Annotated in this window: 11 protein-coding genes; 3 read left to right on the top strand and 8 right to left on the bottom strand. The window is 40.3% G+C overall.

Going from position 1 to position 15894, the window contains the following annotated elements:
- Positions 1–178 precede the first annotated feature (178 nt).
- On the top strand, positions 179–1108 hold the full coding sequence (locus PR683_RS17640; RefSeq protein WP_231136892.1) for a two-partner secretion domain-containing protein: 930 nt from the start codon (positions 179–181) through the stop codon (positions 1106–1108).
- Positions 1109–1225: 117 nt separating this feature from the next.
- Here PR683_RS17640 and PR683_RS17635 read toward each other — a convergent pair whose 3' ends face one another.
- The 7 genes from PR683_RS17635 to dgt form a co-directional block, all read right to left on the bottom strand.
- Complete coding sequence (locus tag PR683_RS17635) at positions 1226–2611, bottom strand: DASS family sodium-coupled anion symporter (protein ID WP_004913667.1); 1386 nt, start codon at positions 2609–2611, stop codon at positions 1226–1228.
- Between the two features lie 486 nt (positions 2612–3097).
- Positions 3098–4399, bottom strand: coding sequence for a phosphopyruvate hydratase (gene eno / locus PR683_RS17630; protein ID WP_004260453.1), 1302 nt, complete (start codon positions 4397–4399; stop codon positions 3098–3100).
- Between the two features lie 65 nt (positions 4400–4464).
- Positions 4465–6102, bottom strand: coding sequence for a glutamine hydrolyzing CTP synthase (pyrG, locus tag PR683_RS17625; RefSeq protein ID WP_004913671.1), 1638 nt, complete (start codon positions 6100–6102; stop codon positions 4465–4467).
- Positions 6103–6915: 813 nt separating this feature from the next.
- A complete protein-coding gene (gene mazG / locus PR683_RS17620) occupies positions 6916–7710 on the bottom strand; it encodes a nucleoside triphosphate pyrophosphohydrolase (RefSeq protein ID WP_210782259.1) in 795 nt (264 codons plus the stop codon).
- A gap of 312 nt (positions 7711–8022) precedes the next feature.
- The gene (gene relA, locus PR683_RS17615; protein ID WP_004913677.1) at positions 8023–10254 is read right to left on the bottom strand and encodes a GTP diphosphokinase; all 2232 of its coding nucleotides are present in this window, start codon (positions 10252–10254) and stop codon (positions 8023–8025) included.
- A 16-nt stretch (positions 10255–10270) separates the two neighbouring features.
- Positions 10271–11602, bottom strand: a complete 1332-nt coding sequence (gene rlmD / locus PR683_RS17610) for a 23S rRNA (uracil(1939)-C(5))-methyltransferase RlmD (protein ID WP_110732209.1) — start codon at positions 11600–11602, stop codon at positions 10271–10273.
- A gap of 174 nt (positions 11603–11776) precedes the next feature.
- Positions 11777–13303 carry a dGTPase gene (gene dgt / locus PR683_RS17605; protein WP_109912052.1) on the bottom strand — a complete coding sequence of 509 codons (1527 nt, stop codon included), beginning with the start codon at positions 13301–13303 and terminating at the stop codon, positions 11777–11779.
- 246 nt (positions 13304–13549) lie between these two features.
- On the opposite strand from dgt, the gene mtnN reads away from it, so the two are divergent.
- Positions 13550–14242: a 5'-methylthioadenosine/S-adenosylhomocysteine nucleosidase gene (gene mtnN / locus PR683_RS17600; protein WP_115166792.1), complete on the top strand. Its 693-nt coding sequence runs from the start codon at positions 13550–13552 to the stop codon at positions 14240–14242.
- Between the two features lie 65 nt (positions 14243–14307).
- On the top strand, positions 14308–15138 hold the full coding sequence (gene btuF, locus PR683_RS17595) for a vitamin B12 ABC transporter substrate-binding protein BtuF (protein WP_164528503.1): 831 nt from the start codon (positions 14308–14310) through the stop codon (positions 15136–15138).
- A gap of 309 nt (positions 15139–15447) precedes the next feature.
- Here btuF and erpA read toward each other — a convergent pair whose 3' ends face one another.
- Positions 15448–15792, bottom strand: coding sequence for an iron-sulfur cluster insertion protein ErpA (erpA, locus tag PR683_RS17590; protein ID WP_004260480.1), 345 nt, complete (start codon positions 15790–15792; stop codon positions 15448–15450).
- Positions 15793–15894 lie beyond the last annotated feature (102 nt).

Genomic DNA, 15894 nt, shown 5'->3' with positions numbered 1-15894 from the left:
ACTTGCAACTCTATTTGTTACACTTACCCAACTAATCGTTGTTGATTTTAATTTTGCATCATTAAAATTTAAAATAATTATTTTTATAGCATCCATGTTAAATTTTAATATACTAATGAAAAATAAAATAGATTATATTTAATTACACCTATTAGGGTTATTATTACAAGGAAACGTAATGAATAAAAAAATGCAATTTATCTTTCTAACAAACTCTTTTTTATCATGTTTGAGTTTTTCTTCCTTTTCTCAAGCCGATGTATCTAAAGCAAAATTAATTAATATCGAAGCTCCTCTAAAAAATCATATTTCATTTAACTCTTTTGAGAGTTTATCTTCTAATGATCATGGTCTCATTTTTAATAATGATATTAATGATAATAATCAACTTGCAAACAAAGCTGCAAAACTAATATTGGCTGAAGTGACAGGAACAGAAGAAAGTAAAATTAAAGGTGTCCTCGGTATTAAAGGACAAGCCGCGAACCTAATTATTGCTAATCCCAATGGGATCTCATGGGCTGATGGCTCCATAAGTAATATTAATAGCTTATCTTTAATTGCAGGTAAGTTAGAAAAACAATATGTTAAAAATAAAGAAACGAAGCAGCTTGAAGCAAAAGCACTAGATGAATACAGTCAATTGAAATTCTCAGTTAGCCCCGCAAGCCAAATCAACATCAGCCAACAGCATGCCAGCCCGTTACAGCTTTCTAAACTGAATGTGTTCGCCGATCGAATAAAACTACAAAATGCACTAAATATTACGGCTGCGGTTCAAAATTATCTGAGTACATCCGGAAGTGCTTCAATTTCCCCACGAGAAGCAGTCATTCACTCAGGCTCTAAATTTAAAACGGATACACCTTATAGCCAAGGCAGCCACCTAGAACTGGGAGAAAATACCAAGCTATTAGGCCGGCTTATTTCATTTGAAAGCCATCAATATCAGTGTAAAGACAGCTTCCTTTGTCCTCAAAATACAATTGATATCAAAGGTTTGATACAAACAATGAATTTTTCATTACGTGGCGACAGTGATTTTGTAATGCACGGCACAGGTAAAATACAAATAGGGAAAAATCAGCAAGTGCTTGTCGCACAGTAATGAAAAACGGGCTCATTTTTAATGAGCCCGTAGGTCGTTGGGAAAGTGAAATAAAAATGTGTTTCTCTCACTTTATACTTTTAGCTAAAATCAATTTAGTGATTTTTCTTGTTTGCTTTATAGCCAAAAGAACCAAGCAAATAGAGAGATAACAATAATACATGCTACGTTCAGAACTGCACCGACCCGTACCATTTCAATTTGCCTGATATAACCAGAACCAAATACAATCGCATTTGGCGGAGTCGCAACAGGCAACATAAACGCACAAGAGGCACCAATACCAATAATCATAGTTAATACAATAACTGGCATACCTAATGCTTCCGCAACAGTAGCAAAAATAGGAACTAACAGGGCGGCACTTGCAGTATTACTCGTAAATTCAGTCAGGATGATAATAAAGGTTGTCACCGCTAAGATAATCACAAACCAATGACTTGTCCCAAATGTCATCTGCATCCAGTCAGCCATAATTTTACTAGCGCCTGAAGAACTTAAAATTGCACTGAGAGTCAACCCCCCACCGAACAGCATCAATACGCCCCACTCGGTATTTTTTTGGATTTGTGACCAACTAGCAACCCCTGTTATACCAATCAAAATTGCAGCAATCATAGCAATAATGGTGTCGAGATCCTTCACACCACCAAGTGCTTCACTAATAAACGTACTGGTGATCCAACAAACTACCGCAAATAGGAAGATCCCCATTGCTGTAATACGTTTGCCATTCCATTTAACATGCTCTAATTCAATTTCAAAACGGTGTTTCAGATTTGGGCGTAACATCATGTACATCAATACAAACATCATCGGTAGTAAAACTACCATGATTGGAATGCCGTATTTCATCCACGATAAGAAATCTAAACCTAATGCAGCAGCGGCAATTGCGTTTGGTGGGCTACCCACAATAGTTCCTAGACCACCAATACTGGCACTATAAGCAACACCTAATAAAACAAACACAAACGTATTACGTTCATGACGTACATCGAGATTAGATAAAATACCTAATACAAGGGGTAACATCATTGCAGCAGTTGCTGTGTTACTAATCCACATTGATAGCAGCGCGGTAACACCAAACAACAGTAATACTGCGACTGATAAACGACCACGTGCAGCCATTAGTAAGCGGTTAGCAATTAGACGGTCTAAGCCTTGAATATGCAAAGCCGTCGCTAAAGCAAAGCCACCGAAGAATAGGAAAATAATTGGGTTTGCGAATGATTTAAGCGCTTCCCCAGTATTCATTAATCCAAGCCCAACCGCTAAGATAGGAATACAAAGTGCAGTAATAGTGACATGGATAGCTTCAGTTAGCCAAAGCACACCAATGAAAACCATCATTGCAAGGCCTGCATTTGCCTTGTCATCAAAAGGCAAATATTTTAAAAGTAAGATCAGTAGAACAATATCAACCGCTAAAATGATCCAACCCCGTTTATTGGATGGGGTCGGGCTGACCGCTGGTTGTAGGGATTCGGAAGCGTCCATGTAAACTCCATTAGCTCGGAAGCAAATTATTTTCGAGTATTATTGTTAATATTTTTTTGCAAGAGCTGGAATATAAAGTTAATTGTATGAAATTAAAATGTGGAGGAACTAAAAGTGCGATCTACACCGTATAATTTCATCGTTTTTCATGTAAACTCCAAAAAACCTACCCATTCACTCGTAAAAATCGAAGAATTAAATACTAAAATAGCTACTATAAATTAGCATATTATTTCTAAAGAGACGTATATCAATCAACTATCTAATTGATTGATTTTAAATTGATTATTAAATATAAAGTGAGTCAATAAAAGGCTGATCAATCATTAAGCTTACTAAAAATCCAATCAAATTTATTATGATACATTAGAGATAATCATAAATTACTGGGAATATATAGTGAAAATGGCTTCCTCAGCAAAGGTTTCAGTCGAAAAAAAGGAAGCCATCGGCTTCCTTTCGTATAAATTGGTTAACGAACTAAAATTACGCTTGGCCTTTAACTTCTTTTAAGCCATTGAATGGTGCATTTTTACCTAATGCTTCTTCAATACGAATCAGTTGGTTATATTTAGCAACACGGTCAGAACGGCTCATTGAACCCGTTTTGATTTGGCCTGCAGCTGTACCGACTGCTAAATCTGCGATAGTTGCATCTTCAGTTTCGCCTGAACGGTGAGAGATAACAGCTGTATAGCCTGCATCTTTCGCCATTTTAATTGCAGCCAAAGTTTCAGTTAAAGAACCAATTTGGTTGAATTTGATCAGGATAGAGTTAGCAATGCCTTTATCAATACCTTCTTTCAAGATCTTAGTGTTCGTTACAAACAGGTCGTCACCAACCAGTTGGATTTTGTCACCAAGAACTTTAGTTTGGTATGCGAAACCATCCCAGTCAGACTCATTCAGACCATCTTCAATAGATACGATTGGGTACTGTTTAGTCAGTTCTTCTAAATAGTGAGTGAACTCTTGTGAAGTGAAGGTTTTACCTTCGCCTTTCAGCTCATAATTGCCTGTTTCTGCGTTATAGAACTCAGATGCTGCACAGTCCATTGCCAGTGTTACGTCTTTACCTAATACATAACCTGCTTGCTCAACCGCCTCTTTAATTGCTGCTAATGCCGCTGCGTTTGACTCTAAGTTAGGCGCATAACCACCTTCATCACCTACAGCAGTGTTCATACCTTTAGATTTCAGTACTTTTGCTAAGTGATGGAAAATTTCAGAACCCATACGAACAGCTTCTTTCAGCGTTGGTGCGCCAACAGGCTGGATCATGAATTCTTGGATATCAACGTTGTTATCTGCGTGCTCACCACCATTGATGATGTTCATCATAGGTAGAGGCATAGAGTATTGACCGTGAGTACCATTCAGGTCAGAAATGTGCTCATACAGAGGCATACCTTTCGCTGCCGCAGCTGCTTTAGCATTTGCTAAAGATACAGCCAGAATTGCGTTTGCACCAAATTTAGATTTGTTCTCAGTGCCATCGAGATCAATCATGATTTTATCGATGTTAGCTTGGTCTTTAGCATCTTTACCGATCAGCGCTTCTGCGATTGGACCATTAACAGCAGCAACTGCTTTCAGAACACCTTTACCCAGAAAACGTGCTTTATCACCGTCACGCAGTTCCAGAGCTTCACGAGAACCTGTTGACGCACCTGATGGTGCTGCAGCTAAACCAACAAAGCCACCTTCTAAATGAACTTCAGCTTCTACAGTTGGGTTACCACGAGAGTCAATGATTTCACGACCGATCACTTTAACAATTTTGGACATTAGGTTTTCCTCAGTACAAGTTAAATTTTGGGAAGTTGGTGCACCTGCGCCGACTTCCCCATATCTTATTTCAACTCACCTTTCTGGTACTTACCAGCGGCTTTAACAAAACCTGCAAACAACGGATGACCATCTCTTGGTGTAGAGGTGAACTCTGGGTGGAACTGACAAGCCACAAACCATGGATGATTTGGGTTTTCAATAATTTCCACCAGCTTGTTATCTACTGAACGACCTGCAATTTTCAGGCCCGCATCTTCAATGCGTTTCAGCAGTAAGTTGTTCACTTCATAACGGTGGCGGTGACGTTCAATAATGGTTTCTGAACCATACATCTCACGTACAAGGCTACCATTCACTAGGTGGCATGGTTGACTACCAACACGCATTGTTCCACCAAGGTCGCTCTCTTCTGAACGCACTTCAAGGTTACCCTCTTCGTCACGCCATTCTGTAATCAGCGCAACAACTGGGAATTTACAATCCGCTTTAAATTCTGTTGAATTTGCATCTGCCATATTGGCCACATTACGTGCAAATTCAATCAATGCAACTTGCATACCCAAACAAATCCCTAAGTAAGGGATCTTGTTTTCACGTGCATATTGAGCAGTCAGAATTTTACCTTCAATACCACGCTCACCAAAACCGCCTGGCACTAAAATAGCATCTAAATCTTTTAGTAACTCAACACCACGCGTTTCGATGTCTTGTGAATCAATCAATTTGATATTCACAGTTAAACGGTTTTTCAATCCACCGTGTTTTAATGCTTCAATTACAGATTTATACGCATCTGGTAACTCAACATATTTACCAACCATTCCAATGGTGACTTCACCTGCAGGATTAGCTTCTTCGTAAATAACTTGTTCCCACTCAGATAAATTAGCTTCTGGCGCATCAATGCGGAAACGGTTACAAATGTACTCATCCAAACCTTGTGATTTTAACAAGGCTGGAATTTTATAAATTGAATCAACGTCTTTGAGAGAAATAACCGCTTTCTCTGGCACATTACAGAACAATGCGATTTTTGCACGTTCATTTGCTGGGATCACTCTGTCTGAGCGACAGATTAACACATCTGGCTGGATACCAATTGACAGCAATTCTTTCACAGAATGTTGAGTTGGCTTAGTTTTCACTTCACCAGCTGCTGCAAGGTAAGGCACTAATGTTAAGTGCAAATATAAAGTACGCTCACGGCCGACTTCTGCAGCCATTTGACGAATCGCTTCAAGGAATGGCAATGATTCAATATCACCCACTGTACCACCAACTTCAACCAAAACAACGTCATGGCCTTCGCCACCACGGATGATGCGGTCTTTAATTTCATTAGTGATATGAGGGATAACTTGAATTGTAGCGCCTAAGTAGTCGCCACGGCGCTCTTTGCGCAGAACTTCAGAGTAAACACGCCCAGTCGTAAAGTTATTACGACGAGTCATTTTAGTACGGATGAAGCGCTCATAATGACCCAAATCTAAGTCAGTTTCAGCGCCGTCTTCTGTAACGAAAACTTCCCCGTGTTGGGTTGGGCTCATTGTGCCTGGATCTACGTTGATGTAGGGATCCAGTTTCATAATAGTCACATTGAGTCCACGGGCTTCGAGTATAGCCGCCAAAGAGGCTGCGGCAATGCCTTTACCCAGAGAGGATACGACCCCGCCGGTCACAAAAATATAATTAGTTTTCATGCTGAACCTGAAAGTTTAGGTTTAAAAGATGATGGATATAACAGGACGGGAAAACAGTATACCCGAACCTTAATTTCGCTACAAATGTTCTAAGCATAATAAGGCTAAATTTCATCAATACTCTAATATTATCAGCAAGTTAAAAGCGAAAATTATTTATCGCTTCAAAATTAGTCATCTTTGTCTATTTTCATAGATTAACACAGTTCAAATGCAAAAGCTAAATCCTTTCAGCTCATTGTATGGTATAAAAAATGCGATTCTGCACTAACTTTGATTTTGAATAACTATTTACTCTACTTGTCGCTATTTAACACCTCAATATTTCACGTCACCCATTATTTTTGAAGCTTTGTTTGGTGCTATTGAATGAAGTGCTTTTAGAACAAACCAACAACCGCCAGATTTTAAAACAACTAATGGTTTAAACAATTGCAGACAAGGTTCGCATTACAGCTAGGCGGCAAGAGAGGATATATTCGGGGAGCATACACTAAGTATGTCACCCGAGTAGCCGAACGCAGCCAACAACGCTGTAGTGCGAGGCCCGACGAGAATTGGCTCTATATAGTTCGTGCTACAGCTAGGCGGCAAGAGAGGATATCTTCGGGGAGCATACACTAAGTATGTGACCCGAGTAGCCGAACGCAGCCAACAACGCTGTAGTGCGAGGCCCGACGAGAATTGGCTCTATATAGTTCGTGCTACAGCTAGGCGGCAAGAGAGGATATCTCGAGGAACATACACTAAGTATGTGACCCGAGTAGCCGAACGCAGCCAACAACGCTGTAGTGCGAAATATGACGAGCCATTTTATTCTTGGCTCTTAACCTGCTGCCAAAGCGCCTCCATCTCATTAAGTGTAGCACTTTCTGTCGTTTTACCACTTTCCGCGAGGCTTTTTTCGATTTGGCGAAAACGACCTTCGAATTTGTTACACGCTTTTTGCAACGCTATTTCAGGTTTATAACCTAAATGGCGTGATAAATTCACGGTTGCAAACAATAAGTCGCCAATTTCCTCTTCTAAGCGCGCCTGGTCAACAACCGCCTGAGTGGCTTCTTCCATCACTTCTTCAAGTTCTTCATGAACTTTACCAACAACAGGGCCTAGCGTATCCCAGTCAAAACCAACTGACGCACAACGTTTTTGAATTTTATAGGCTTTCATTAGTGCTGGGAGTGAATTTGGAATATCATCTAGCACAGAAAATTGCGATTTTTCAGCTCGCTCTTTGGCTTTTCGTTTTTCCCATCCCTCAATCACTTCTGTGCTACTCAGTGTATTATTTGCATCGAAAATATGAGGGTGGCGATGTTCGAGCTTATCACTAACAGATTGGCAGATATCGCTAAAATCAAAGAGTGATTTTTCATTCGCCATTTGCGCATAGAAAACCACTTGGAATAATAAGTCTCCCAACTCACCTTTTAAGTCGCTAAAATCTTCACGTTCTATCGCATCAAGCACTTCATAAGTTTCTTCAAGCGTATAAGGCGCAATAGTTTTAAATGTTTGTACCTTATCCCATGGGCACCCTGTTTGCGGATCTCGAAGCTGCTTCATAATTGATAATAAACGTTCGATTTGAAGATTTGTCTGACTCATTGTATTAACCTTTAATTTTTTTGTTTCTAGTTGTCCTTTATCCCAAACTTATCAGAGTTGATGAGCAATCGACAAATTTTTCCCAAAAAAATAAATTTTTGCTAACTAACTCATGAAGAAACAGAAGTTGTATAGAAAAGAATAATTAAAAACATGAAGAGAGGGATTTTTAGAATATAAATATACCGATTTTCAAAATAGTTTGAATTGTAGGTAGGCGGCAAGCGAAGATATCTCGGGGAGCATACACAAGTATGTGACCCGAGTAGCTAAGCGCAGCCAACACCCCTACAACTCAAAATATGAAGAAAATCACTGAGAATGACGCTTTGCTTCTATAACATCCGCCAACTGATTCAGCTTAGCTAACACCCGACTCAGCACCTCAATGTTATACAGCTCAATAGTCATATCTATCGTTGCCAGTTGCTGTTTTACATCGCTGCGGCTACTGACACCAAGCACATTGACTTTCTCATTTGCTAATATTGTCGTGATATCACGCAGCAGGCCGCTGCGGTCATTAGCAATAACTCTAACCACAAGAGAATAACCACTCGAGTAGTTTTCTCCCCAAACTGCATCTATTACGCGTTCTGGTGCATGGCTTTGTAGTTCAGCTAATTGTTCACAGTCTGCACTGTGAATGGAAATACCTCTTCCTTTCGTGATAAAACCGACAATTTCATCCCCTGGAATTGGCTGGCAGCAGCGTGCAATATGGTGCATTAGGTTACCAACCCCTTCAACCACCACTCGGCCGCTACTATGAGATGGTGCTCTTGGGAGTGAAGACTTACTTTCTAATGTCTTCATTGCCGCACGGTCTTCTTCTTCGGCAGTGGCTTTGTTAAATTTGCTCTGCAGGAAATTCACTAATTGGTTGATACGGATATCACCGCCGCCAATTCCTGCCAAAACCTCATCCAATGAATGAACATTGTAGCGTGCGATTAGCAGTTTTTCTGCTTCACGAAGGCTAATATCAAGCTGTGATAGTTCGCTATCTAAAATTTGACGCCCTGCAAGGATATTTTTGTCTCTATCTTGTTTACGGAACCAATTTTGGATTTTAGCTCGCCCACGGCTGGTTGTGACATACCCTAAGTTAGGGTTTAACCAGTCGCGGCTTGGATTTGGATGCTTTTGAGTAATAATTTCAATTTGATCGCCCATTTGTAATTGATAGCTAAATGGGACAATACGCCCACCTATTTTTGCACCAATACAACGGTGGCCGACATCACTGTGAATATGATAAGCAAAATCAAGCGGTGTCGAGCCTGCTGGTAAATCCACCACATCCCCTTTTGGGGTAAAGACATACACTCGGTCATCAAACACTTGGCTACGAACTTCATCTAGCATTTCGCCAGAATCTGCCATTTCTTCTTGCCATGCAATCAGCTTACGTAACCATGCAATGCGGTTTTCGTAACTACTGCCTTTACCAATGCCAGTCGCGCCTTCTTTGTATTTCCAATGGGCCGCAACTCCCAGCTCTGCATCTTCATGCATTTGGCGGGTACGAATTTGAATTTCAAGCGTTTTACCGTTTGGCCCTAACACCACTGTATGAATAGATTGATAACCATTAGGTTTCGGGTTCGCCACATAGTCATCAAACTCATCGGGAAGATGGCGAAAATGGGTATGTACAATCCCTAACGCGGCATAACAATCCTGCAAGCGTTCAACAACAATACGCACCGCTCGCACATCAAACAGTTCATCAAATGCCAATGATTTTTTCTGCATTTTACGCCAAATACTGTAAATATGCTTAGGCCGGCCATAGATATCAGCTTGAATATTCTCTTTTAACATGTACTTACGTAAGGTTGTTACGAAAGTATCTATATACTCTTCACGGTCAATACGACGTTCATGGAGGAGCTTTGCAATTTTCTTATATTCATCGGGATGCAAATAACGAAAACAGAAGTCTTCTAACTCCCATTTTAACTGCCCAATTCCTAGGCGATTTGCTAAAGGTGCATAAATATTTGAGCACTCTTTTGCCGCTAAAACGCGCTCATCTTCAGTGGCATCTTTGACTTCACGTAAATGTGCAATTCGTTCCGCTAGTTTAATGACAACGCAGCGGAAATCTTCCACCATCGACAATAGCATACGGCGAATATTATCGACTTGTGTCGAGCTCGTTTCACTCGATTGCGTGGCTTTGAGTTGACGAATCGCATCCATTTCCAGCACGCCTTTAACGAGTTCGTGAATGGATTGACCAAACTCATCAATAACTTCTTGCTCTTCCAACTTCCCCTCTTCCACTAAAGGAAAAAGTAAAGCTGCTTGTAAGCTGCCGATATCCATACTTAATGTCGATAGGATTTCGGTCATTTCAATACCGCGCCACAGTAACAGAGGGGCGATTTCTTGTCCGGCTAGTTTATCGTGACAATATTGCCAGGTATGGATGAGCTTTTCTTCTGATTGTTTATTGCTCAATCCCAGACCGTTAACCCACTTTTCTGGGGCAAACTCACCTGCTGGGGTAAGATGCGCACTTCTTACTGCAACCATATATTCTCCCTACCTATTAAACCTCTGGGCGACGGATAAATAACGCCATTGACTCTAAATGGCTAGTATGCGGAAACATGTCTAGCATCCGCAACTGTAATAACTGATAGCCCCCATCAAGTAAAACTTTGCTATCTCTTGCCAATGTTGTGGGGTTACATGAAACATAGACAATTTTTTCTGGCATCAGTTTAATTAAATGTTCCATAACACCAGCGGCTCCAGCTCTAGCGGGGTCTAATAATACTTTATTAAAGCCATGAGCCGCCCAAGGTTGTGTGTGTATCTGGGCTTCTAAGTTTTCATTATAGAATGTCGCATTACAAATAGTATTGAGCTGTGCGTTATTTCGTGCCTGTTTGACTAAATTTTCCACACCTTCAACACCCACAACGGATTTCACTAACCGTGCGATAGGTAATGTAAAGTTACCCATTCCACAAAAAAGGTCTAATACCCTATCTTCACTGTTTAGATCTAACCATGCTAAAGCTTGTTCTACCATCAACTGGTTAACTTGCCCGTTCACTTGAATAAAATTTAATGGGTTAAATTTTAGTATTTCCCCAGCAACTTGATACTCAGGTTGTGGCGAATTTGGTGACAGAGCTTGTAAGTTTTCATCATTACCCGCTAACCAGATAGACACTCCGTGCTGATTTTCAAAATTGCTTAACTTTTGAGTATCTGATAACGAAAAAGGTGTTAAGTAACGAATCAATACAATTTTGCTATTGTCTGCGTGAATAAGCTCTACGTGGCCCAATTTCGCTTTATTACTGAGCTGGTTAATGCATTCAGAAAGTGGTTTTAATAAGATATCCAAATCAGGAGATAATATAGGGCAATTTTTTATATCAACTAATGTGTTAGATTGAGATTGACGAAACCCCATAACGACATTTTTACTTTTAGGCTGATATTGTAGCCCCAACCGAGCTCGGCGACGGTAGCCATATGACTCACCATAAATCACCTCGGCACAGGATATATCTTGCAATGTTTCGCGTCGCATCAGATAAGCTAAAGCATGAGCTTTACTTTCTCTTTGTAGTGCAATGTCAACATGTTGCTGTTGACATCCCCCACATTGGTTAAAATAACGGCACCGTGGCTTTACTCTTTGAGGGCTCGTGCTCAAACGTTTAATTACCTTCCCTTTAGCAAACTGCCGTTTCTCTTCCGTCAATTCAATTTGGGCTTCTTCTTCAGGCAATAAACCTGTTACAAAAATGGTTTTTCCTTCGATACGAGCAACACCTTGCCCTGCGGCATCAAGGCTATCAGCTACAACCGTGATCTGGCGGCGTGGAGTGGTACGGCGATTAGGAGAGTAAAATTGAGCCATAAAATAGTCACTACAGAATATTAAGTTATAAAAATCATGATTGCCGAGTTTTCAATTTTAATGCGTTGTTTTTTTTCGCTAATTAATCAAGGAAAACGAGCAGGCTATTATACCTGCTTTCCTATCATTTGATTGACTACTTTTCTATTTTTATTAAGCTATTCAGTTATTATATCAATTGCTAACCATAAATTTACGATATTCTTCATAGGCATAGTGGTCTGTCATACCGCTAATATAGTCTTGAATCAAACGAGCTCGATAATAAAACTCAAGGATAGATTTATCTGCTTCATTCGTTGCAGAAATTTTCTCAAGTGCTTCCGTGTAAGATAAGCGATGCTTATTAGATAATTTATGGAATAACCTCGTTTCAATGAAAAAATGCTTGTGGTAATTTTTGTCCACGAGGTCAGCAAAATCGCTTCTATCCATCATCAGTAGTGGACTATAAAAATCTAATAATCCACTGATAATTCGATAGCCTTGTAGTTCTAACTCTTCAACTTCATGGTGGTTAAATACATGTTTAAAAGCCACTGTTTTCAGTACTTTTAATAGCCTATGCTCTGGACTTTTATCTTCTAACAAAGCACTGTTAAAAGTGCCGTTATAAATTTCGGGTAGATTCTTAATGAATTGTTGTGCGCTATAATGAGACAATTTTCCTGTGATATTTACGCGCAAATACATAAAGAATTGATCTTGCTGAATACGCCTTGTGTGGTTGTCACTGATATTATTGAAAGCTCGCATAATGGTTTGATCGAATAAATCATTTTGTTCAATATCTCCCCACTCTGCTTTTAAATACTCAATCAACTGCTCAACAGTAAAAATGCCTTTTTCCGCAGCGTCATCCAAATCAGCAATGCAATATGAAATATCATCAGCCGCTTCCATAATATAGGACAGCGGGAAACGGCAATATTTTTCCATATCGAGCTTTTTGGTTAGCTCACTGACAAAGTCCACCTCTGACCAATAATAGCCTGGTTTTTTCATCAAATAATCAAACTCAGGGGGAATTGGCTCCAAATCATAAGCTCCACGCGTATATTTTAAGATAGAGCCAACTTGCGCATAAGTTAAGTTTAGTTTGAGTAAGCGATGCGCCATACGTAACCCTTGCGCATTACCTTCAAATGAGCATAAATCCTGTTTTAATTGACGGCGGAATAAATCTTGCTTTTCATTTCCAGTTAACTGTAATGCAGGTATTTTGCATGGATCAGGGGAATTCGGAGTAAATAAGTAACTAGGCGATAGTAATTTAGTAAACCACCGTTGAATTGCTGCCTCACCAAAATGCCCAAATGGTGGATTGCCAATATCATGCATTAAGCAGGCCATTTCGACTAAGCTCTCAAAAGCATCACACCGTTCATCTAGCCCATAAGGTTCAAGCAATTTTTTCTTTTTTAGTTCGCCTAAAACCGTTTTACTGATGTAACGGCCAACCTGCTGTACTTCTAGTGAGTGAGTTAAGCGACTGCGAACTGCTGCATTTTGCTCTAAGGGAAAAACTTGCGTTTTTTGTTGCAAACGGCGAATGGCAGCTGAATTAATGATCCTCCCGCGGTCACTTTCGAATAAGCGATTAACCGCATCTTCATCTTTAGGTGAAATTTTTTGGTTTTTCGCACTGCTCATGTAGTTACGCTGAAAGTTTAACTTCTTAACAAAATTAATCTCACCCACTCTGCCACCTTCCCTATCTCGATTGATGCTTCATTATATAGCCTAAATATAGGAAAAAAACTTCACGACTCACCTTTCAATGTTACACTTCGTGCATCTTTGTAATTTCGTTGTCTAAATCCGAGTTGTTGCAATTAAAATTGCGAACCCACTCGAAGAATACAGCAATAACACAATAAAACATTATCGTCCCTAGTCAAAATATTGACACTAATAGTGCAAATTGAGCAGGGAAAAGGAGACAAAATGAAAGTTGGAATAATTGGTGCCATGGAACAAGAAGTGGCGATTTTGCGCTCGCAAATTGAAAACTGCCAAACTATTAACCGCGCTGGCTGTGAGATTTATACAGGTCAAATTAATGGCGTTGACGTTGCGTTATTGAAATCAGGTATTGGTAAAGTCGCTGCCGCAATCGGCACAACATTGTTACTGGAGCATTGCCAACCAGATGTCGTGATTAACACAGGCTCCGCCGGTGGGCTAGACCCTCGTTTAAATGTTGGTGATATCGTGGTTTCTACTGAAGTTCGTTACCATGATGCTGATGTGACAGCATTCGGTTATGAACCTGGCCAAATGGCACAGTGCCCACCCGCTTTCGTCGCGGATACTAAACTGATTGAAGTTGCTGAGCAGTGCATTCAGCTATTGGATATGAACGCTGTTCGTGGTTTAGTTTGTAGCGGCGATGCTTTTATTAATGGTGCTGAACCACTGGCTCGCATCAAAGCGATGTTCCCGCAAGTTGCGGCAGTAGAAATGGAAGCCACCGCGATTGGCCAAGTGTGTCACCAATTTGGTACCCCGTTTGTCGTTGTCCGTGCCATTTCAGATGTGGCTGATAAGGAATCCCACACAAGCTTCGATGAATTCTTACCCGTTGCTGCCCGTCAATCGTCATTAATGATCACTGCAATTTTATCCAAACTCGCTTAATAATTCTCATAAAAAGTATAACTAATTGTTAGTTATACTTTTTTAATGTCACGATGAATTTTGTTATGAAAAGAATAACGCATTATTTCTCTCTTACTATTACCTTATTATGTGGTTTATTGGTGGCTTTTTCGGCACTAGGAGCGGCAAAGCAACGCGTTATCAGCTTATCACCAGCCAATACTGAGCTTGCTTATTCAGCAGGGCTTGGGGATAGCTTAATTGCGGTCAGTGCTTACTCCGATTACCCAGAACAAGCTAAAAAACTAGAGCAAGTCTCTGATTGGCAAGGCTTAAATGTAGAACGTATTATCGCACTAAAACCTGATTTAATCCTCGCATGGCGAGGAGGCAACCCCCAACGCCCTCTTGATCAGCTTGCGAATCTCGGCATTCCAATTATTTATTTTGACCCTCAAACCATTGATGATGTCATTAATTCAGTCACTGAGTTGGCACAATACAGTCCAAACCCAGAGCTTGCACAACAAAATGTGGGAATAATGCGCGCTAAGCTAGCGCCTTATCAAAATACAAAAATTTCTAATAACAAACCTAAGAGAGTGTTCATTCAGCTCGGCTCTCAACCTCTATTTAGCGCTGGTAACCATACGCTGCAAAATGATGTCGTCGAGTTTTGTGGGAGTGAAAATATTTTTGCTAATAGCTCAGTTCAATGGCCACAAGTCAGTCGTGAGCAGGTACTCACTCGCAAACCAGATGTAATAATCATGACGGGCTCAGCAGAACAGGAAAAAGCAGTGAAAGAATTTTGGCACTCCCAGCTCAATATCCCAATAATCCGATTAAATGAAGATTGGTTTCACCGAGCAGGCCCAAGGATTGTGAACGCAACCGAACAACTGTGTGAGCAGTTAAATTCATTATCTAATTAAGAATTAAGAATTAAGAATTAAGAATTAAGAATTAAGAATTAAGAATTAAGAATTAAGAAAATTTTCTAAATAGTTCGAGTTGTGGCAAGGCGGCAAATGAAGGTATCTCGAGGAGCATACATAAGTATGTGACCCGAGTAGCTGAATGAAGCCAACACAGCTACAGGTTGAAGAAGAACTCAATAATTCTCTAAATCATTCGGCCTGTAACAAGGCGGCAAATGAGCTAGAACCTAGGAGCATACAAAAGTATGTGACTAGGTCTAGTGAATGCAGCCAACACAGCTACAGGTTGAAGGATGACGAGAATTAGACGCTGAAGGACGAACCACACCCACAAGTAGACTTAGCATTCGGATTAGTCACAATAAAACGCGAACCTTCCAAACCTTCGGTATAATCAACACTTCCACCGACTAAATATTGTAAACTCATTGGGTCTACGACAAGAGCAACACCTTGCTTTTCAATTGTCATATCGCCTTCGTTGATTTGGTCATCAAATGTGAAACCATATTGGAAACCGCTGCATCCGCCACCAGTGATATAAACACGCAGACGCAGATTTGGGTTGTCCTCATCAGAGACTAGATCTTTAACTTTAATTGCTGCCGCATCAGTAAATTGCAAAGGCAGAGCTGCATCATCACTCATTTTTTACTCCAAACCGGTGACCGGTAAATTCATGCGTAGGCTAAAACCTACTCAGATCAATTAACCTAATTATCCGCCACTTGACTAAATGGTTCAAGTGTT

This window comes from Providencia sp. PROV269 (assembly GCF_028477785.1).
GTDB lineage: Bacteria > Pseudomonadota > Gammaproteobacteria > Enterobacterales > Enterobacteriaceae > Providencia > Providencia rettgeri.
This window is presented reverse-complemented; position numbering and strand designations above follow the sequence as displayed.

Coding starts and splice junctions, on each gene's coding strand:
- pyrG (WP_004913671.1), bottom strand. CDS start 6,102: ATGAAAACTAATTATATTTTTGTGACCGGCGGGGTCGTATCCTCTCTG.
- mtnN (WP_115166792.1), top strand. CDS start 13,550: ATGAAAGTTGGAATAATTGGTGCCATGGAACAAGAAGTGGCGATTTTG.
- mazG (WP_210782259.1), bottom strand. CDS start 7,710: ATGAGTCAGACAAATCTTCAAATCGAACGTTTATTATCAATTATGAAG.
- eno (WP_004260453.1), bottom strand. CDS start 4,399: ATGTCCAAAATTGTTAAAGTGATCGGTCGTGAAATCATTGACTCTCGT.
- PR683_RS17640 (WP_231136892.1), top strand. CDS start 179: ATGAATAAAAAAATGCAATTTATCTTTCTAACAAACTCTTTTTTATCA.
- rlmD (WP_110732209.1), bottom strand. CDS start 11,602: ATGGCTCAATTTTACTCTCCTAATCGCCGTACCACTCCACGCCGCCAG.
- erpA (WP_004260480.1), bottom strand. CDS start 15,792: ATGAGTGATGATGCAGCTCTGCCTTTGCAATTTACTGATGCGGCAGCA.
- PR683_RS17635 (WP_004913667.1), bottom strand. CDS start 2,611: ATGGACGCTTCCGAATCCCTACAACCAGCGGTCAGCCCGACCCCATCC.
- relA (WP_004913677.1), bottom strand. CDS start 10,254: ATGGTTGCAGTAAGAAGTGCGCATCTTACCCCAGCAGGTGAGTTTGCC.
- btuF (WP_164528503.1), top strand. CDS start 14,308: ATGAAAAGAATAACGCATTATTTCTCTCTTACTATTACCTTATTATGT.